Source organism: Roseibium sp. (assembly GCF_050301095.1).
Classification (GTDB): domain Bacteria; phylum Pseudomonadota; class Alphaproteobacteria; order Rhizobiales; family Stappiaceae; genus Roseibium.
In genome coordinates this window covers 1-17176 of record NZ_JBNKYW010000089.1, presented here as the reverse complement: position 1 = coordinate 17176, position 17176 = coordinate 1, and the positions used below count along the sequence as shown (strand labels likewise).

The window sequence follows — 17176 nt, the reverse complement described above, 5'->3', positions numbered from 1 at the left end:
TAAGGACCTTGAAACGGTCAATTAGCGCTCTGACCGGTCAGCTCAGCACAAAATCGCTTTCCGCATAGCCTTGCAGATAAAGCAGGGCAGTCAGGTCGCCGTGGTCGATCCGGAAGTCTGCGGCAGCCGCGACGGCGGGCTTGGCACGATAGGCAACGCCCGTTCCCGAACGCTCGATCATTGCCAGATCGTTGGCGCCGTCCCCGACGGCCAGGGTCTCGTCGAAGGAAAGGCCCTTGTCTGCAGCGAGAAACTCCAGGCGGGCGCGTTTGGCATCACGGCCCAAAATGGGTTCTCCGACCTTGCCGGTCAGCTTGCCGTCTTCCTCCATCAGCAGATTGGCCTGGTTTTCGTCAAAGCCGATCATGTCCGACACGGCCTCGGTAAAGTGCGTGAAGCCGCCGGAAACGAGCGCGCAATAGGCTCCGTTGGCCTTCATGGTCTGAACCAGTGTCCGCCCGCCGGGCATGAGTTGAATGCGTGAACTCAGAACCGTTTCTATAGCAGAGACCGGCAGGCCTGCCAGAAGGCCGACCCGCTCCCGCAAGGCCGGTTCGAATTCGATTTCGCCGCGCATGGCGCGCTCGGTGATTTCAGAGATCCGGTCCTTCAGGCCAAGTTCGGCTGCCAGTTCGTCGATGCATTCCTGGCGGATCATGGTTGAATCCATATCCGCGATCAGCAGCTTCTTGCGGCGTCCTTCGACGGGCTGGATAAATACATCCACCCGGGCATGACCGATCATTTCGCGCAAGTCACTCTCCGCGGCGCTTGCATTCGTGCCGTCAAAACGGATATCGGCAGCGATGCTGGGATTGAGTATCTTCGAGGTTCCGGTGACACCGAGAATGTCCTCGGCCCGGCGGACAAGTTCCGCATCGACCGCAGGGGCAGCAGGGGTGGACACCAGAGTGGCAACGAGAGACATGGACGGATCCTTGGAAGGCAACAGTACACAGACAGCCGGTAAGCGCGCCATTCTGATAGCGGGACCGACGGCCAGCGGCAAGTCCGCTTTGGCCCTGGAACTCGCCAAACAGCGGAACGGAGTGATCGTCAATGCCGATTCCATGCAGCTCTACGAGGATCTGCGCCTTGTGAGCGCGCGCCCTTCAATAGAGGAGGAGCAGCAGGTGCCGCACCGGCTCTACGGCATTCTGCCGGCGTCGACCGCCTTCTCGACCGGGGCATGGCTACGGCTTGCGATCGAGGAAATCCAGTCCGTGTGGGAGGACGGCAGGCTTCCGATTCTGGTGGGAGGAACCGGGCTCTATTTCAAGGGACTGACAGAAGGTTTCGCCGAAATGCCGGATATTCCTTCGGAGATTCGGGAGGAGGCGCGACGCCTGGCCGACGAGGGCGGTGTGGCCACGCTCAAGTCGGCGCTTGCGGACGCCGGTGACAGGGAGGCAGCGGAAGCCCTTGCCGACCCGCAGCGCCTGGCAAGGGCCCTAGAAGTGATCCTGGCGACCGGCAAGCCGCTCGGTTTCTGGCAGAAGGAACAGCAGTCCGATCCCTTTCTGAGGCCCGGCCAATGTGAATCTATCGTCCTGGCGCCACCGCGGCCTTGGCTTCACGAACGCATCGAACGCCGGGCGCGACTCATGGTGTCGGAAGAAGGTTGCGAAGAGATTCGCGCCCTGCTCGCAAAGGGACTCCCGGAGAAGTTGCCGGCCATGCGGGCCATCGGCGTTGCCGAAATCGGCGCGTTTCTGGCTGGAGAAAGTGATTTTGAGAACACTGTTAACAGGCTGACTGTTGCAACGCGTCAATACGCAAAGCGGCAGGAAACCTGGTTCAGGAATCAGATGGCAGGCTGGCAACGGTTTGATCCATCTGCCGAAACCCCCTTCCATTGACTTGGATGTCTCATCATCGAGTGCCGGGTGTAACCCCCGGGTGTGCGGTGCAGCGAAGGGTAGCAATCTAACTTGTTGGTTTTGCGCATTTATTTTTGCCGCAATTGTTCATATACTCCGGACTGCCATCGGGTTGGCACAATTCAGGGTTACATGGATGTCCTGCGGGCGGCCTTCAGTGTTGCTGCAACAATGGCGGCTGCCGGTTACATTCAAGATGGGAGGACACGGTGCAGACGATATTTCTCGAATGCGGCTCAGTTCGGCTTGTTCCCTTTTCTCTTGCCGATATCAACCTCGTCCGGGACCTCCATTCCGACCCCTATGGCAACCGATGTACCGAACTTTCGACCGATTGCAGCGCCGTCGATGCGGCGGAGCTGGTTAAATCCTCTTTGCAGAACCAGGCGGACCTGGGATTTGCCAAGTGGAAGGCCGTCTCCGACGATGGTGACTTTCTCGGCTGGGCCGGTTTTACGCCGGTATCCGAAACCTCCGAAATCAGCATGAACTATTGCCTGCCGAATGACGTGCTGGAGCGGGATCCCGGCCTGCCGAAGCGTCTTGTCGGCGCCCTGATCGGCTGGTTCTTCAAGAACACCTATTTCTCGCATCTGATCGCGATTGTTCGGACGGATAACCGGGATGTCCGGGAAGTGGTCAAGGAAGCCGGTTTCTATCACCGGGAAAGCAAGGTCATTGAGGGCATGCAGGCGGACGTCTTCCAGATGCTCAGCCCGTCCATGCAGTCCTACCTGATGAGTGCCTGAACAGGCACGCGCGGACAGACCTCGGTCTTATCGGGAAACCGTGTTTCGGCACGGTTTCTTTTTTGAAAGATCTCCGATTTGAACCCTCCCGTTCTGACGACCGAAAGGCTCCGGCTGGTCCCGTTCCGGGAGTGCGATTTGCCGCTGCTGGCAGATCTTCACTCCGACCCGGAAGTAAACCGCTACCTTTCCCCCGGCCCGGTGCCGATGAGCGAGGCGGAAGTGCGCCGGCGGCTCGCCACCTATATCAGTGACCACCAGTTGCACGGCATCAGCAAGTGGAAGCTGGAAACGCTCGAAGGGGATTTCATCGGGCGCGCCGGCTTTTCGTATCTGGACTGTCCGGCAGGGATCGAGATGGGATACAGCCTGAAGCGCGCTGCCTGGGGGCAGGGGTATGCCACTGAAATTGCTGGTGGTCTCGTGGAATGGTTCTTCCAGAACACGGTTCACGACATTCTGACGGCCTATGCCTTCATGGAGCACAAGGCTTCACAAAAGGTCATGCTCAAATGCGGGTTCTGCCACTGGCGGGATATGGTGAAACACGGTGCCCCTTGCAGTTTCTACCGGATCTGCCGGGAAGACCTCCGCCAAGCCAACGGGATTTCCCGCACGGTTTTAATGCCAAGGAGAGTTGATTAGGATTCATTTGACCGGCTTTGGAGGGGCTTTGGCAAGGCGCAGGTCGAGGGGCAAGGCCGGGTGTTGGTCAAGACGTGCATCGCAGCCCGGAGCCCATTCAAAGCCGGACTTTGGTGAACCGGTCCCACCCGCCGGACGTTGATGCGCCGCTTGCACGGTCAATCAGACCGCGCTGCGCAACGCGCCTCGCCTGCAGCCGGGAATGGTCCATCAAATGGGGACTGATCAATTCCCTTTGGTATTGGCAGGTGAGTGGCGAGGCCGCCGGCTACCGTGCAACGATTGTCAGAGCCGCGTGAAGCGCCGCAGCGGCGACTTTTTCCGCTTGGGCCTCGCTTGCCAGGGCGCGTGCCGTTGTGAGGGCGCCGATCAGGATGCTCAAAAACGCCCAGGCTTTCGCCGCCCGGTCTTCGTCATCGCCGGTTTCCAGTCCGTCGGCAATCAGTCCGGTAATGGTCTTCATTTTCTCTTCAAAGAGTGACCGGGTCTCCGCGCTCGCCCGTACCACATCCGGCGACAAGGCCGTCATGGCACAGCCGCACGCAAGGTCCTTGCGGTGAGCCGCCCCGAGATAGTAGCGGGCGAAAGCTTCCGGCCAGTTCTTGCCATGGCGCGCCTGATAGTCAGGGATCGCCTCGATGACTTCATTGAGGCCGAGTTCAAGGGCGGTCTGAAATGCACGATCCTTGGAGCCGAGATGGGCGTAGAAGGCTCCGGACGTGGCGCCAGCCTGTTTTGCGATGCCATCGACGCCTGTACCGGAATATCCCTGGCTCCGGAATGCGCGGCTTGCCGCTGTCTGCAGCGCCTTGAGGGTTTCCGCCTTGCGGATCTGCTGTTTCATCACCGTATCCAACATAAATAGTGATCGTTATATAAACTTGACAATATAACGATCGTTACATAGATAAGGGTCGTCAAGAAATATAACGAACGTTATATTTAACGATGAAAGGGAAAAAGATGCCGCTTGCACTGAACTACACCGAAGGAACGATGACACCGGAAGCCGGTCTGGAAGCCGGCCGCCGGATTACCGATGCATTTTTGAAATGGCACGGTCTGGCCGGCAATGCGGTAATGACACCGAATGTCACCATGCAGATCCAGGCATTGCCTAAAACCGGTGCGCTGTCGGGAGGCAGGCCGGTCGACGGTGCCTGGCTGGAATGCAAGACCCCGTCGTTTGCCCTGGTGGACAGGGAGATTCAGGTCGGTTTCTTCAGGGAAGCAACCGGGATCATCTTCGAGGCGGCGAAGGGAGACCTTCCGAAGGACCGCATCTGGACCAACCTGGTTCACACGGTTGACGGCACGTGGAATATGGACGGGGAAGCGATGACGAACGAAGAGCTTGCCAGCCGCATTTCACAGGGGTGAGGGGCAGGAAATGGTTCACCTGAACCCGGCGTTGGTCATCCCGGACGCAGCGTAGAGAAGATCCGGGATCGGAGCGTCAATACCCGATGATTGTGGTGGCGTAGGACCAGAAAAACTGTGCCTCTCCGATCACTGCTCGCGCTTTGCCTGGCCGGCGTCAATCAGAAAAGGGATATTCGGAAAACAAAAAGGGCCGCGTGAGCGGCCCTTTGAATTGCATGGACTGTTTGCTCGGCCGGGTCAGACGGCCTGCAGGGCGCCCGGATTGCCGGCCTGCTGGCGCAGGGCCAGCTTGTTCATGGCAGAGACATAGGCGCGGGCCGAGGCCACCAGCGTATCGGTGTCGGCCCCCTTGCCGGTCGCAATGCGCCCATCCGCTTCCAGCCGCACGGAAACCTCGGCCTGGGCATCGGTGCCTTCGGTCACCGCATGCACCTGATAGAGGGACAGGGTTGCCTGATGCGGCACGATCGACTTGATGGCGTTGAAAGTGGCATCGACCGGTCCGTCGCCGGTGGCTTCCTTGGTAATGTGCTGACCGTTGACGTCCATGGTCAGGATCGCTTTCTGCGGTCCGCCTGTGCCGGCGATGACCGTCAGCGCAATCACCTTGGTGTTTTCGCCCTGGATGTTGATTTCATCCTCGACCAGTGCCTCGATGTCTTCGTCGTAGACGTGCTTCTTGCGGTCGGCCAGATCCTTAAAGCGGCGGAAGGCGTCCTGGAGCGCATTGTCGCCCAGTTCGAAACCCAGCTCCTTCAGCTTGTCGCGGAAAGCGTGGCGGCCGGAATGCTTGCCCATCACCAGCGATGTGGCTTTCACGCCGACATCTTCCGGGCGCATGATTTCATAAGTTTCGGCATTCTTCAGCATGCCGTCCTGGTGAATGCCGCTCTCATGGGCAAAGGCGTTCTTGCCGACGATTGCCTTGTTGAACTGGACGGCGAATCCGGAAGCCCCGGCCACCATCTTGGAGGCGCGGACCATGAACTTGGGATCAATGCCGGTCACATAGGGCAGCACGTCGGCGCGGGTGCGGATCGCCATGACGATCTCTTCCAGAGCCGCGTTGCCGGCACGCTCGCCGAGGCCATTGATGGTGCATTCGATCTGGCGTGCGCCGCCGGCGACACCTGCCAGCGAGTTGGCGACTGCCAGCCCCAGGTCGTCGTGGCAATGCACGGAGAAGATTGCCTGGTCGGAATTCGGTACCCGTTCACGGATCTGCTCGAACATCGCCTTGTACTCGTCCGGGGTGGCGTAACCGACCGTGTCGGGCAGGTTGATGGTGGTCGCGCCGCATTTGATGGCAGCTTCCACGCAGCGGCACAGATAGTCGATCGGTGTGCGCGTCGCGTCCATCGCGGACCATTCGACATCGTCGATCAGGTTGCGCGAGCGGGTCACCGTGTCGGTGATGATCTCCAGAACCTGTTCTTCCGTCTTGTTCATCTGGAACTTCAGATGGATCGGGGAGGTGGAGACGAAGGTATGGATGCGGCCTTTTGCGGCGTGTTTCACGGCTTCGCCGCAGCGGTCGATATCGGCGTGAATGGCGCGCGCCAGACCTGCGATGACCGAGTTCTTGGAACGCTTGGCGATCTCGCTGACGGCTTCAAAGTCGCCGTTGGAGGCAATCGGGAAACCGGCCTCGATGATGTCGACGCCCATGTCGTCGAGGATTTCGGCAATCTGCAGCTTCTCTTCCAGCGTCATGGACGCGCCTGGCGACTGTTCGCCGTCGCGCAAGGTGGTGTCGAAGATGCGGATGTGATCCTTTTCGGAAGTGGCACTCATGTTTATCGTTCCTGACTTGGACCGGCCTTCTTGGAAAATGAAGGAATAGCTTTTGAGACGCGATCCGAATTTCGTGATGCGGTTTTCGAAAAGTCTCCCCTAAGTGCCCGTTCCGCTTGTCATACGCGGATCAGCCGACGCTCAGGGGCAGCTAAGAAGGAGGAGATCGCCAAGTAGAATGAGGCCGCCGCGCTGCGCCAGCGCGTCGAAAGAAGAACCTGAAATGTCGCGTGCCGCGATCATGGGTCTCAATTGGCCTTTGGTCGTCTTCATCAAGGTCGTCCGTCCAGCATTGCGAGAAATCGTAAGCCGACGGTTAACGGGAAATCTTCTTAAGGCAGGTTTCTGTCCGATGCAACCGGCTTTTGGCAGGAATGCACACCCGGGGGCTGAAGAAACCGGTGCTTTCAGGCAGGGTACTTCAGCAGGGGGACTTGAAATTCAGATAGACCTTCCCGGCGAACCGGGAAGGTTCACACACCAACGTACCCTGGCTTTACGCGCCATACCTGTCCCGCCGCCTGACCCAGGCCATCGGCCATTGCAGGCCTTCCTCGTGCCGCCCCATGGGGGTGAGGTCAAGGAGATTGTAGGCCATGTTGAGGATGTCGAGGCCGCGGCCATAGGTGGAATAGCTGTGGCCGATGCGGCCGTCGTCCAGCTTCAGGAAGGTGCTGACACCCGGCATTTCCTCGCCGAACACCTGACCGGAATAATTGTAGCCGAGGCCGGTCGGATCGGTCTTGTCCGGAAAGGTCACGCCGAAGTCCTTCCCGAAGCCGTTGCCGGCGGTGGACACCCAGTTGAAGGTCCAGTCCATGCGCTTGCTGTAGGCATTCAGCTTTTCAAGCGGCGCGTTGGAGATGGCAACCAGTGCCGTGTCGCGGGCGGCCAGATGCACGTCCAGGCGTTCGTAGTTGTCAGCCCAGAAGGAACAGCTCGGACAACCTTCCTCCCAGGTTTCTCCGAACATGAAGTGATAGACCAGCAGCTGTGGATGGGGGCCGAAGAGACCGGCAAGCGACTTTTGGCCCTCGTTCGTGTCGAAAACATAGTCCTTCTCGACAAGGACCATCGGCAGGGACCGGCGCTCCGCGGAGAGGCGGTCCCGATCCTGCGTGAAGGCCTTCTCCCGGGCAAGAAATGCCTTGCGCGCTTCAATCCAGTCTTCCCGGCTGACGAACTTCGGGGCTTGCATGGTTTCCTCTCCTACTCCGAGACAAAGTTCGCCAGACGGCCGAAGCAGCCGTTCCAGCCACCACCCACGCCGCGGCGGGCATCTTCGGACTTGATGGCTTCGTGGCTCAGGCGCACTTCGGTGGCCTTGCCGGCTTCGGTAAACGTGACGGAGACCTTCGAAGTGTCCGTCGCCTCGCGCCTACCGTCGGCGAACTGCTGAACATGCCGCCAGCTGAAATCGAGGCGCCTGGGAGCGTCGATCACCAGGTATTCGCCCTCGAAGTGGATCTGCTTTTCGTCGGTTCTTTCGATGACGAAGCACCATTTGCCTCCCACCTTCAGGTCGATTTCCGCCGAGACCAGTCTGCCATCCCTGGGAACGAACCAGCAGCTGACTTCCTCGGGCTCTGTGAAGGCCCTGAAGATGCGTTGCGGGGTGGCGCGAAAGAGCCCCTCGACAATGACCGGATTGATCCCGGGTTCGGATTTCAGAAATTCCCTGGCAGGCTGCTGAACGGTCATTTTTCAATATCCTTGGCAAGATGAAGGGCAAGGGCGTCGAAGCGGTCGATCCAGAAGGCCTCGTATTTGCTCAGCCAGTCGACGGCTTCCTTGATCGGGGTTCCCTTCAGGCGGCAATGGCGCGTCCGGCCCCGTTTCTCGATGTCGACAAGGCCGGCGTCGGAAAGTACCCGCAGGTGCTTCGAGACGGCCGTCAGCGACATGTCGAAGGGACCCGCAAGGTCGGACAGGGTCGCTTCGCCCTCGGCGAGCCGTGCTATGATGGCGCGGCGGGTGCTGTCGCCGAGTGCGGAAAAAGTCGCATCAAGCTGGGACATTTTTGCGGCTTCCATAGAGTGAACCTTTTGGTTGACTATCATTTCGTTTCATTATAGTCAACTGAATGGTTGAGTAAAGTGATGCGCGCTCACCAGCTCAATTCGTCTCGTGGCCGGAGCATGGCCCGATTGAACGCATTTCAGACTGGAGAGAGGGATATGAAACTCTATACCGCCGCTATTTCCCCGAATTGCCGCAAGGTCGAAGCGGTGTTGCACCAACTCGGTCTCTTTGATGACGTCGAGGTCCATCGCCTGAACCTCCTGGCAGGCGAGCACAGGACCGACGAGGTCAAAACCGCCAATCCCAACATGAAGGTACCGACTTTGATCGTCGGCGACATGAACCTTTGGGAATCCAATCCGACGATGATCTACCTGTGCGACCGGGCGGGGGCAGAGGAATTCTGCCCATCGGACCCGAAATCACGCTTTGAGCTTCTTCGCTGGATGTTCTGGGAAGTACGTCACTACAACAAGGCCCTGAGCGCCATTCTCTGGGAAACCGTTGCAAAGGCCATGATGGACCTTGGCGCGCCCGACCAGAATACGATCGATAGGGAAATGGAGGAGTTCCGTCGGTTTGCTGCCGTTCTTAACGAGCAGCTAGCGAGCAGCGACTTCATCCTTGGTGACACGCTCACGGTCGCGGATTTTGCCGTTGGTGCCTATTCGACGCTTGCGATGCTGCCGCAGTCGCGGATCCCGCTGGATGAGTATCCGAACGTCAAGGCCTGGTATCTCCGGCTGGAGAACGTGCCCGCCTGGGCGGCGACAGCTCCGGAAGCTGCCGCTGAAGCTGCCGAATAGCAGCCTGCCTTTCGTGGCGGCCTGATCGGCAGGCCGCCAGGTCCTTTAAAGAAACAGCTCGCCTTGGGCGACCAGCGTTGCCTGGCCGCCGATGCGGACGGCGTGCATTTCGCCGTTTTCAATGTCGATCTCCAGATCGATCAGCGAAGGCCGGCCCATTTCGAACCCTTGCTCGATCCGGATATGGTGGGTGCCGTTGGGCAGGTCGTCGTAATAGTCGACGACGCCCGCGAAGGCTGCTGCGGCGGAACCCGTTGCCGGATCCTCCGGGATGCCCATGTCGGGCGCGAAGAGACGTGCGTGGAAAGCGCTGTCGTGGGAGCGGGTTTCCCGGCAATAGACATAGGCATCGTTGTGGCCGTTCTTGCCGAAGCCGGCCTTCCACATGGCAAGATCGGGTTTTGCCCGTGCCAGGGCATCCAGATCGCGCACCGGAACAAAGGTGAAGGGCGGCCCGATCCGGAAGCAGGACGGGTGATGGTTCTCAAAGCCGATATCTGAGGGTTCCAGATTAAGGGCGGCCGCGATCAGTTCGATATTGTGCGTCGGGCCGGCGGGCTCGGGCAGGGTGGGGACGTCGAATTCGGCAAAGGCGGCGGCATGCTCGCGCAGGATGACCGCACAGCGCACCGTGCCGATCTTCTGTTTCAGGACGACAACGGCGTCCTGTTCGCCGGAGACGTCGCCAAAACGTTCGGTTGCCAGCAGGATGGCGGTGCCCACGGTCGGGTGGCCGGCAAAGGGTAATTCCACTTTCGGGGTGAATATGCGCATGCTGGCCGACTGGCCCGGATTTTCCGGCGGGAAGACAAAGACGGTTTCCGACAGGTTGAACTCCCCGGCGATTTTCTGCATCTGCTCATCGCTGAGGCCCTCGGAGTCCAGAACCACCGCCAGGGGGTTCCCGGCAAGGCTCTTGTTGGTGAAGACATCCAAGATCGCATAGCGTCGGCTCATGCTGCATTTCTCCCTAAATCAGCCTGCTTCCTGAGAGATATCATGAAAGCTAAAAGGTTGATTGTCTCCTTAGTGATGGACCGGTCCCGAATTCTGCGTACCCGGGAAAAACACTCGGCTACCGGGTGGCCGGTTCCGAGGTGAGCGGACTTTTGCATTTCTTCGCAAGGGCCGCCAGTGATTAGTGGTCCTTCTTGGTGAACAAAATATTGCCGCTGGTGACAGCAAACCGCGGCGGTCTTGACAGAGCTGCGGGGGAAGGCTGGAAAAATGCGGGTTATGGCAGCAGATAGGCGCCGGCCGAACGTGCGAAGGGAACAATGGCCGGATCTTCCAGATCCTGCCGGCTTCGCAAAATGCGCATGTCGGCGAGTTCCTGTTCCCCGGTCGCAAGCGAGTGCCGGACAATGCGCTCGCGCAGTTCTTCCGCCGGTATGCCGGTGTCGAAGACCTGGATGACGGCAATGCGCGGCCCGTCGAAGACAACCAGGGAGCACGCGGCTTCAACGCAGTCCTTCGCGATGCCGGTTTCCTCTTCCAGTTCCCGGTAGGTGGCACCGGTCACATCGACCTTGCCGTCCGGAGCAAGATCGGTCGGGTCGAGGTTGCCGCCGGGCGGGTAGATCTGTCCGGCCGTTGCCGTACGTTCCGACATGACGCCGTAGAGCAGGGCGCCGTCGCTGGAGCGCAGGATGGCGGAACCGAAGAAGTTGAAGGCCGTGGGGTCGGGGGCACCCCAGTCGCGCCAGGCGAGGAACGCGGCATAGGAACACTCGCGGCAGGTTCCCGTGAAGGTGCCGTTTTCGAAGTGGTAGTCGGTCAGCTTGAGTGTGCGTCCGTTCCAAAGAAGAGGGATCCGCTTTCGGGCCTCTTCGAAATGAGCGTCGATTGCGGCCCTGTTTTGTGTTTCGAAGGGCCAGGGCTCCGGTGACAGCGTTATGTCGAGGGTCTCGATCTCGTGCACGGCCGGCGACAGGAATTTCTCCATCATCGGAATGTCCTTGCCCGGCGACATTTCGCTCGGCCGGGAGGATATCGTCCGGAACCCGTGCTTTTCGTAGTAGCCCCCTGCATGGGCGTCCGATTCCAGATAAAGGCGCGTCAGCCCTCGGGCTCGGGCATGGTCTTCGGAACGCGTCAGGAGCAGACTTCCGACGCCCTGTCCCTGGGCTTCGGGCGCTATGAAGAGGAAATCGATGAGGAGCGTGTCGTCCGCTAGCGGGGACACTCCGGAGAAGCCGACCGGGTTTCCGCCACGCTCGGCAACGGTCACCTGCAAGGATTTGATCGCCGCTTCCGAAATACGCCAGTGTTCCCGGTATTCCGCCATCTTGTCCTCCGGGTAACCCCAGGACCCTTTGGCGCGGTGCAGGATGTCGGTGAGGGCGGGAGCGTCCGCGGGCGTGGCAGGGCGAAGTTTCAAAGGCATGGGCGGTCCGGTCGGTTGCTGTCCGGATAGCCGTAATCAGACATTGTGAAAGTTGCAAGGCAGGCGAATGACAAGGACTTTCCAGCTTTGCGGTATCAAGGCAAGCTATCCGCCGATTCTGGCTGGTCCGCCCCATAGACAAGACGTTTTCATCTTCGGAAATCTCCCGGCATGGATACCATGGTCGAGCCATGGCATGACGGTGGAGAACTGGAGAGGCCAAGAACACACTCCCACTGCGTCATCACAGGGTTTGCCCCTGTGATCCATGCCGTTTCCTGTCGGTGCATGAAGCGTCGCCGGGTTTGTTGCCTTACCGGATAAACGTCCCGTTCTGCAGTTCTGTGACCGCCTGGATGAGTTCCTCTCGGGTGTTCATCACGATGGGGCCGTGCCAGGCGACCGGTTCCTTGATCGGGGCGCCGGAGACGAGCAGGAAGCGGATGCCCTGGTCGCCCGCATGCACCACGATCTCGTCGCCCGAACCGAAGATCACCAGCGTACGGTTGCCGCTTTCATCGCGCAGCTTCAGTTCCTCGCCGCCGAATTCCTTTTCGGTCAGAACGCCGAAGGGATCGGACGCGCCTTCGAACTTGCCCGAGCCTTCGAAGATATAGGCGAAGGTCTGCTTGTAGGTGTCCACCTTGAAGCGTTTTTTCTGCCCCGCCGGAACGTGGATGTCGAGGTATTGCGGTTCGGCGGCAACGCCATCGACCGGACCGCGCTTGCCCCAGAACTCGCCGCAGATGATGCGGGCCGAGGTGCCGTCGTCGTCGACAACCACGGGAATGTCGGCGGACTTCACATCCTGATAGCGCGGCGCCGTCATCTTCAGCGAGGACGGCAGATTTGCCCAGAGCTGGAAGCCGTGCATGCGCCCGTTCGGATCGCCCTTGGGCATTTCCTGGTGCATGATGCCACGCCCGGCCGTCATCCACTGGACGTCGCCAGCCCCCAGATTTCCGGAGTTGCCGAGGCTGTCGCCATGCTCGACGGTTCCGGCCAGCACATAGGTGATCGTCTCGATACCCCGGTGCGGGTGCCACGGAAAGCCTTTCAGATAGTCCTCGGGCCGCTCGTTGCGGAAATCGTCGAGCAGCAGGAACGGATCGAGCATTTCCGGATCCTGAAAGCCGAATGCTCTTTCCAGCCTGACACCGGCGCCTTCCAGCGTCGGCTGTGTTGCGCCGATGTGGGTGACGGGTCTGATGGACATGTTCGTCTCGCTTTCGTGAATAAGATCGTTGCCTGAAAGATAGTCCCGCTCCGGCCGTTTCCCAGTCTTGCGGAACCTGACGCAGTGTTTCGCGAGCAGAAACAATCGCCCGGCATTGTGCGCCTGCTGACACGTAATGTCAGGAGGAGATGTGCCTTGTATCTTGCGATACCCGCGCCCACATGCGAGGTTGCTCGCCAACTTGACCACCCGGTCAATTTGCTATTTTCACAACCGGTCTTCGATTTCATGGCTCCGATATTGTCCGTTCGAAACCTGGAAAAGACCTATGATGGTGGCTTCCAGGCTCTCAAATCCGTTTCTCTCGATATCGAGAAAGGCGAGGTGTTTGCACTGCTGGGACCGAACGGCGCCGGCAAGACCACATTGATCAGCACAATCTGCGGGCTGGTGCGCCCGAGCGCCGGCAGCATCACCGTCGGCGGCCACAACGCCCTGACGGATTTCCGGGCGGCACGCCAGCTCATCGGACTGGTGCCCCAGGAAATGCCACTGGCGCCTTTCGAGAATGTTGCCGACACGGTCGCCTTCACGCGTGGGCTTTTCGGCTTGAAGCCGAACCCGGCGCTGATCGAAAGCGTGCTGAAGGATCTGACGCTTTGGGACAAGCGCAAAAGCATGACCATGGCGCTTTCCGGAGGCATGAAACGGCGCCTGCTGGTCGCCAAGGCGCTTGCGCACGAACCGAAAATCCTGTTCCTGGACGAGCCGACGGCAGGCGTCGATGTCGAGCTCCGGCACGACATGTGGCGTATCGTCGGCAATCTGAAGGCGCAGGGTGTCACGATCATCCTGACCACGCATTACATCGAAGAAGCCGAGGAGATGGCCGACAGGGTGGGCGTCATCAACAAGGGCGAGATCATTCTGGTCGAGGAAAAGACCGAGCTGATGCGCAAGCTGGGCCGCAAGCTCTTGACGCTCAGCCTCACGGAACCGCTGTCGGCAGTGCCGGAAAACCTGTGCCGATACGACCTGACGCTGGAAAACGACGGCAACAACCTGACTTATACCTACGACACGCATGCGGAACGCACCGGCATCACTGCGCTGCTGACGGATCTTTCCAAGGCGGGGGTTCACTTCCACGACCTTCAGACGGACCAGTCGTCGCTCGAGGACATTTTTGTCGACCTGGTGAAGCGGGGCTGAGGACCGGCATGAGTGAAGGTTATTCCATTCGCAAGACCGTCCTCGGTGACCGGGATGCGCTGACGAACCTGTGCATGCGTTCCAAACAGTCGAACGGCTACGACGACGCCTTCATGGCGCAATGCGCTGACGAACTGCGCGTACGAGACGAGTGGATCACGAGGGACGCGTTCTGGCTGGCGGAAACGGGCGAGGGCAAACCTGTCGGCTGTATCCGGCTGTCGGTGGAAGAGGACGGGATGACCGGAGAACTTGCAACTTGCTTTGTCGACCCCGACTGGCAGGGCAGGCGAGTCGGAAAGGTCCTGTTCGATGTTCTTTACGCCGAAGCCCGCACGCGCGGACTTGTCCGGATCGGGCTGGATGCCGATCCTTTTGCCGAACCCTTTTATGCCCGCATGGGCTTTCAAATCACAGGCCGGTCACCTTCCGGCTCCATCCCGGGCCGCACCCTGGCCCGAATGGAACTGGTTCTGGATACGGAGACGGATTGACATGAATTTTGAAGCGGTCAAGGTCATCTATGTTTCGGAAATGGCGCGGACCAGGCGTACGATCATGCAGAGCGTCGTTTCCCCGGTCATCTCGACCGTGCTCTATTTCGTGGTGTTCGGTGCGGCCATCGGCTCGCGAATTTCGGAAGTGGACGGGGTGAGCTACGGCGCCTTCATCGTGCCGGGGCTGATCATGCTGTCGCTGATGACGCAGAGCCTCTCCAATGCGTCCTTCGGCATCTACTTTCCGCGATTCACCGGCACGATCTTCGAGGTCCTGTCTTCGCCCGTGTCCTTCTTCGAGATTACCGTGGCCTATGTCGGGGCGGCGGCGACCAAATCGATCATCGTCGGCGCCATCATCCTCATCACGGCGAACTTCTTCGTGCCGATCGAAATCCAGCATCCGTTCTTCATGGTGCTCTTTTTCCTGCTGACCTCCGTCACCTTCGCGCTGCTGGGCTTCATCATCGGCATCTGGGCGGAAAATTTCGAGAAGCTGCAGTTCGTCCCGCTTCTGATCGTCACGCCTCTGGCGTTTCTGGGGGGAAGCTTTTATTCGATCAACATGTTGCCTGAATTCTGGCAGAAGGTGACCATGGTCAATCCGGTGGTCTACCTGATTTCAGGCTTCCGCTGGAGTTTCTACGGTCAGGCGGATGTCGGTCTCGAACTGTCCCTGCTGGCCACAACGATCTTTCTCGGCGGCTCGCTGGCCGTCATTCACAGAATATTCAAGACCGGATATCGGCTGAAACCTTGAGGCCGGGCGGGATCAACACGGGATTTGGAATGCGCCGGACCGCGATCTTCAAAAGGACAACCGCACTTCTTCTGGCTGCGTTTCTGGCAGCCTGCCAGACCGCGCAAGGCCCCTCTTCGACGTCGGAAGCGCCCTCTGTTGCTGCTGCCCAGGTTCAAAGCGCCTCGCTTGCGCCGGCCGCTTTTGCTCCGGTAACGGCGGTTGAACGTGGCTATTCGGCCCTGGTGCTGAACGCGGCAACGGGAGAAGAGCTTTACGCGGTCGACGCCGATGCGCCCCGGTTTCCCGCATCACTCACCAAGATGATGTCGCTGTACCTTCTGTTCGAGGCCGTCGAAAGCGGCCGCTACGCGATGTCGTCACCGCTGGAAGTCTCGGCCAAGGCAGCGTCCCAGCCGCCGGCGAAAATCGGTCTGAAAGCGGGCAGCACCATCACCGTGGAACAGGCGGCGCGTGCCCTCTCCGTCAAATCCGCCAATGATGTCGCCATCGTGGTAGCGGAAAACCTTGCGGGCAGTGAGGCGGTCTATGCCCGGCAGATGACCGCAAGGGCGAGGGCGCTCGGGCTCAGCCGGACCCGTTTCGTCAACGCCACCGGTCTTCCGGACCCTGCCCAGGTGACAACCGCCCGTGACATGGCCAAGCTCGGCCTTGCCCTCAAGCAGCGCTTCCCGCAATACGGCAGCTTCTACCGGGCAAAGTCCTTTTCTTATAACGGGCGCACGTTCAAGGCGACCAACAACCTGATCGGCAAGGTGCCCGGCGTCGACGGCCTGAAGACCGGCCACATCCGCATGGCCGGTTACAATCTTGTGGCAACGGCCACGCGCGGCGGCAAGCGCCTGATCGTGGTCGTCATGGGCGGGGAAAGCGAAAAGGCGCGCGACAGGGAAGTCACGCGGTTGATCGAGGCTTATTCCTGAAGCGGATAAGTCAAGACTTTCAGTCTGCTGGCACGATAGGCTTAGAAGCCGATTCATTTGCCTGAAGCAAGACCTGATCTTTTTCACAATCAGAATCAAAAAGCCCCGCTGAAACCAGCGGGGCTTTGTCTTGGGTCGATGGGGACTGCAATCAGTTCTTGGTCTTGTCGACGAGGGCGTTGGACTTGATCCAGGGCATCATGCCACGCAGCTTTTCGCCGACTTCCTCGATCTGGTGGGCGTCGTTCAGGCGGCGGGTTGCCTTGAACTTGGCGGCGCCGGCACGGTACTCCTGCATCCAGTCGGAGGTGAACTTGCCGGTCTGGATGTCGGTCAGGACGCGCTTCATTTCCGCCTTGGTTTCCGGGGTCACGATGCGCGGGCCGGTGACGTACTCACCCCATTCCGCGGTGTTGGAGATGGAGTAGTTCATGTTGGCGATGCCGCCTTCGTAGATCAGGTCCACGATCAGCTTCACTTCGTGCAGGCACTCGAAATAGGCCATTTCCGGAGCATAACCGGCTTCGACCAGGGTTTCGAAACCGGCGCGGATCAGCTCGACGAGGCCGCCGCACAGAACGGCCTGTTCGCCGAAGAGGTCGGTTTCGCACTCTTCCTGGAAGGTGGTTTCGATGATACCGGTACGACCACCGCCGATGGCGGAGGCATAAGACAGGGCTGTGTCACGAGCGGAACCAGAAGCATCCTGGGCGATGGCGACGAGGTCCGGAATACCGCCACCTTTGACGAATTCAGAACGTACGGTGTGACCGGGGGCCTTGGGGGCAATCATGATGACATCGAGATCGGCGCGCGGCACGACCTGATTGTAGTGAATGGCAAAACCGTGTGCGAAAGCCAGGGTAGCGCCCTGTTTCAGGTTGGGCTCGATATCGGATTTGTACAATTGGGACTGGAATTCATCGGGAGTCAGCACCATGA

At 59.7% G+C, this 17176-nt stretch carries 20 protein-coding genes; 9 read left to right on the top strand and 11 right to left on the bottom strand.

Going from position 1 to position 17176, the window contains the following annotated elements:
• Positions 1 to 37: 37 nt before the first annotated feature.
• On the bottom strand, positions 38 to 928 hold the full coding sequence (gene serB / locus ACQY7U_RS08180; protein WP_428643404.1) for a phosphoserine phosphatase SerB: 891 nt from the start codon (positions 926 to 928) through the stop codon (positions 38 to 40).
• Between serB and miaA the strand changes: the two genes are divergently transcribed.
• From miaA to ACQY7U_RS08165, 3 genes are all read left to right on the top strand, one after another.
• The gene (gene miaA / locus ACQY7U_RS08175; RefSeq protein ID WP_428643402.1) at positions 927 to 1859 is read left to right on the top strand and encodes a tRNA (adenosine(37)-N6)-dimethylallyltransferase MiaA; all 933 of its coding nucleotides are present in this window, start codon (positions 927 to 929) and stop codon (positions 1857 to 1859) included. The two genes, serB and miaA, sit on opposite strands and share 2 nt — an antisense overlap.
• Before the next feature lie 230 nt (positions 1860 to 2089).
• Positions 2090 to 2629, top strand: coding sequence for a GNAT family N-acetyltransferase (locus tag ACQY7U_RS08170; RefSeq protein WP_428643400.1), 540 nt, complete (start codon positions 2090 to 2092; stop codon positions 2627 to 2629).
• A 78-nt stretch (positions 2630 to 2707) separates the two neighbouring features.
• Entirely contained in the window at positions 2708 to 3274 is a 567-nt protein-coding gene (locus ACQY7U_RS08165; protein ID WP_428643399.1) for a GNAT family N-acetyltransferase, read from the top strand.
• A 268-nt stretch (positions 3275 to 3542) separates the two neighbouring features.
• Here ACQY7U_RS08165 and ACQY7U_RS08160 read toward each other — a convergent pair whose 3' ends face one another.
• Entirely contained in the window at positions 3543 to 4118 is a 576-nt protein-coding gene (locus tag ACQY7U_RS08160; protein ID WP_428643398.1) for a TetR/AcrR family transcriptional regulator, read from the bottom strand.
• Positions 4119 to 4237: 119 nt separating this feature from the next.
• Here ACQY7U_RS08160 and ACQY7U_RS08155 point away from each other — a divergent pair, with 119 nt between their 5' ends.
• Entirely contained in the window at positions 4238 to 4654 is a 417-nt protein-coding gene (locus tag ACQY7U_RS08155; protein ID WP_428643397.1) for a 4-oxalocrotonate tautomerase, read from the top strand.
• 240 nt (positions 4655 to 4894) lie between these two features.
• On the opposite strand, the gene ACQY7U_RS08150 is transcribed toward ACQY7U_RS08155, so the two are convergent.
• From ACQY7U_RS08150 to ACQY7U_RS08130, 5 genes are all read right to left on the bottom strand, one after another.
• Complete coding sequence (locus ACQY7U_RS08150) at positions 4895 to 6451, bottom strand: 2-isopropylmalate synthase (RefSeq protein WP_428643396.1); 1557 nt, start codon at positions 6449 to 6451, stop codon at positions 4895 to 4897.
• Positions 6452 to 6592: 141 nt separating this feature from the next.
• Positions 6593 to 6724 carry a hypothetical protein gene (locus tag ACQY7U_RS08145; protein ID WP_428643395.1) on the bottom strand — a complete coding sequence of 44 codons (132 nt, stop codon included), beginning with the start codon at positions 6722 to 6724 and terminating at the stop codon, positions 6593 to 6595.
• 223 nt (positions 6725 to 6947) lie between these two features.
• Positions 6948 to 7649: a DUF899 domain-containing protein gene (locus tag ACQY7U_RS08140; RefSeq protein ID WP_428643394.1), complete on the bottom strand. Its 702-nt coding sequence runs from the start codon at positions 7647 to 7649 to the stop codon at positions 6948 to 6950.
• A gap of 11 nt (positions 7650 to 7660) precedes the next feature.
• Positions 7661 to 8152 carry an SRPBCC family protein gene (locus ACQY7U_RS08135; protein WP_428643392.1) on the bottom strand — a complete coding sequence of 164 codons (492 nt, stop codon included), beginning with the start codon at positions 8150 to 8152 and terminating at the stop codon, positions 7661 to 7663.
• Positions 8149 to 8469 (bottom strand): ArsR/SmtB family transcription factor, encoded by a 321-nt coding sequence (locus ACQY7U_RS08130; RefSeq protein ID WP_428643390.1) that lies wholly within the window; start codon positions 8467 to 8469, stop codon positions 8149 to 8151. The genes ACQY7U_RS08135 and ACQY7U_RS08130 overlap by 4 nt, the downstream gene beginning before the upstream one ends.
• Before the next feature lie 159 nt (positions 8470 to 8628).
• Between ACQY7U_RS08130 and ACQY7U_RS08125 the strand changes: the two genes are divergently transcribed.
• Positions 8629 to 9279: a glutathione S-transferase family protein gene (locus ACQY7U_RS08125; RefSeq protein WP_428643389.1), complete on the top strand. Its 651-nt coding sequence runs from the start codon at positions 8629 to 8631 to the stop codon at positions 9277 to 9279.
• Positions 9280 to 9324: 45 nt separating this feature from the next.
• Here the strand turns inward: ACQY7U_RS08125 and ACQY7U_RS08120 are convergent, their stop codons facing one another.
• The 3 genes from ACQY7U_RS08120 to ACQY7U_RS08110 all read right to left on the bottom strand — a co-directional run bounded on the left by ACQY7U_RS08120 (position 9325) and on the right by ACQY7U_RS08110 (position 12881).
• A complete protein-coding gene (locus ACQY7U_RS08120; protein WP_428643388.1) occupies positions 9325 to 10236 on the bottom strand; it encodes a PhzF family phenazine biosynthesis protein in 912 nt (303 codons plus the stop codon).
• 277 nt (positions 10237 to 10513) lie between these two features.
• Positions 10514 to 11665 carry a GNAT family N-acetyltransferase gene (locus ACQY7U_RS08115; protein ID WP_428643387.1) on the bottom strand — a complete coding sequence of 384 codons (1152 nt, stop codon included), beginning with the start codon at positions 11663 to 11665 and terminating at the stop codon, positions 10514 to 10516.
• 313 nt (positions 11666 to 11978) lie between these two features.
• Complete coding sequence (locus ACQY7U_RS08110; protein ID WP_428643385.1) at positions 11979 to 12881, bottom strand: pirin family protein; 903 nt, start codon at positions 12879 to 12881, stop codon at positions 11979 to 11981.
• 249 nt (positions 12882 to 13130) lie between these two features.
• On the opposite strand from ACQY7U_RS08110, the gene ACQY7U_RS08105 reads away from it, so the two are divergent.
• Genes ACQY7U_RS08105 through ACQY7U_RS08090 form a run of 4 tightly spaced genes read left to right on the top strand, consistent with a single transcriptional unit; the run spans position 13131 to position 16234 of the window.
• Complete coding sequence (locus tag ACQY7U_RS08105; protein WP_428643384.1) at positions 13131 to 14054, top strand: ABC transporter ATP-binding protein; 924 nt, start codon at positions 13131 to 13133, stop codon at positions 14052 to 14054.
• An 8-nt stretch (positions 14055 to 14062) separates the two neighbouring features.
• Positions 14063 to 14548, top strand: coding sequence for a GNAT family N-acetyltransferase (locus ACQY7U_RS08100; protein WP_428643383.1), 486 nt, complete (start codon positions 14063 to 14065; stop codon positions 14546 to 14548).
• Position 14549: 1 nt separating this feature from the next.
• Positions 14550 to 15311 carry an ABC transporter permease gene (locus tag ACQY7U_RS08095; protein WP_428643382.1) on the top strand — a complete coding sequence of 254 codons (762 nt, stop codon included), beginning with the start codon at positions 14550 to 14552 and terminating at the stop codon, positions 15309 to 15311.
• 29 nt (positions 15312 to 15340) lie between these two features.
• Positions 15341 to 16234: a D-alanyl-D-alanine carboxypeptidase family protein gene (locus ACQY7U_RS08090; protein WP_428643381.1), complete on the top strand. Its 894-nt coding sequence runs from the start codon at positions 15341 to 15343 to the stop codon at positions 16232 to 16234.
• A gap of 151 nt (positions 16235 to 16385) precedes the next feature.
• Here the strand turns inward: ACQY7U_RS08090 and ilvC are convergent.
• On the bottom strand, positions 16386 to 17176 hold a 791-nt coding region (gene ilvC / locus ACQY7U_RS08085), incomplete at its 5' end, for a ketol-acid reductoisomerase (protein WP_428643380.1).

What these genes read in the sequence shown, in the direction of transcription:
- ACQY7U_RS08120 (WP_428643388.1), bottom strand. Translation starts at nt 10,236, where the DNA reads ATGAGCCGACGCTATGCGATCTTGGATGTCTTCACCAACAAGAGCCTT.
- miaA (WP_428643402.1), top strand. Translation starts at nt 927, where the DNA reads ATGGACGGATCCTTGGAAGGCAACAGTACACAGACAGCCGGTAAGCGC.
- ACQY7U_RS08130 (WP_428643390.1), bottom strand. Translation starts at nt 8,469, where the DNA reads ATGTCCCAGCTTGATGCGACTTTTTCCGCACTCGGCGACAGCACCCGC.
- ACQY7U_RS08095 (WP_428643382.1), top strand. Translation starts at nt 14,550, where the DNA reads ATGAATTTTGAAGCGGTCAAGGTCATCTATGTTTCGGAAATGGCGCGG.
- ACQY7U_RS08140 (WP_428643394.1), bottom strand. Translation starts at nt 7,649, where the DNA reads ATGCAAGCCCCGAAGTTCGTCAGCCGGGAAGACTGGATTGAAGCGCGC.
- ACQY7U_RS08150 (WP_428643396.1), bottom strand. Translation starts at nt 6,451, where the DNA reads ATGAGTGCCACTTCCGAAAAGGATCACATCCGCATCTTCGACACCACC.
- ACQY7U_RS08160 (WP_428643398.1), bottom strand. Translation starts at nt 4,118, where the DNA reads ATGAAACAGCAGATCCGCAAGGCGGAAACCCTCAAGGCGCTGCAGACA.
- ACQY7U_RS08115 (WP_428643387.1), bottom strand. Translation starts at nt 11,665, where the DNA reads ATGCCTTTGAAACTTCGCCCTGCCACGCCCGCGGACGCTCCCGCCCTC.
- ACQY7U_RS08100 (WP_428643383.1), top strand. Translation starts at nt 14,063, where the DNA reads ATGAGTGAAGGTTATTCCATTCGCAAGACCGTCCTCGGTGACCGGGAT.
- ACQY7U_RS08110 (WP_428643385.1), bottom strand. Translation starts at nt 12,881, where the DNA reads ATGTCCATCAGACCCGTCACCCACATCGGCGCAACACAGCCGACGCTG.
- ACQY7U_RS08090 (WP_428643381.1), top strand. Translation starts at nt 15,341, where the DNA reads ATGCGCCGGACCGCGATCTTCAAAAGGACAACCGCACTTCTTCTGGCT.
- serB (WP_428643404.1), bottom strand. Translation starts at nt 928, where the DNA reads ATGTCTCTCGTTGCCACTCTGGTGTCCACCCCTGCTGCCCCTGCGGTC.
- ACQY7U_RS08155 (WP_428643397.1), top strand. Translation starts at nt 4,238, where the DNA reads ATGCCGCTTGCACTGAACTACACCGAAGGAACGATGACACCGGAAGCC.
- ACQY7U_RS08145 (WP_428643395.1), bottom strand. Translation starts at nt 6,724, where the DNA reads ATGAAGACGACCAAAGGCCAATTGAGACCCATGATCGCGGCACGCGAC.
- ACQY7U_RS08135 (WP_428643392.1), bottom strand. Translation starts at nt 8,152, where the DNA reads ATGACCGTTCAGCAGCCTGCCAGGGAATTTCTGAAATCCGAACCCGGG.
- ACQY7U_RS08125 (WP_428643389.1), top strand. Translation starts at nt 8,629, where the DNA reads ATGAAACTCTATACCGCCGCTATTTCCCCGAATTGCCGCAAGGTCGAA.
- ACQY7U_RS08105 (WP_428643384.1), top strand. Translation starts at nt 13,131, where the DNA reads ATGGCTCCGATATTGTCCGTTCGAAACCTGGAAAAGACCTATGATGGT.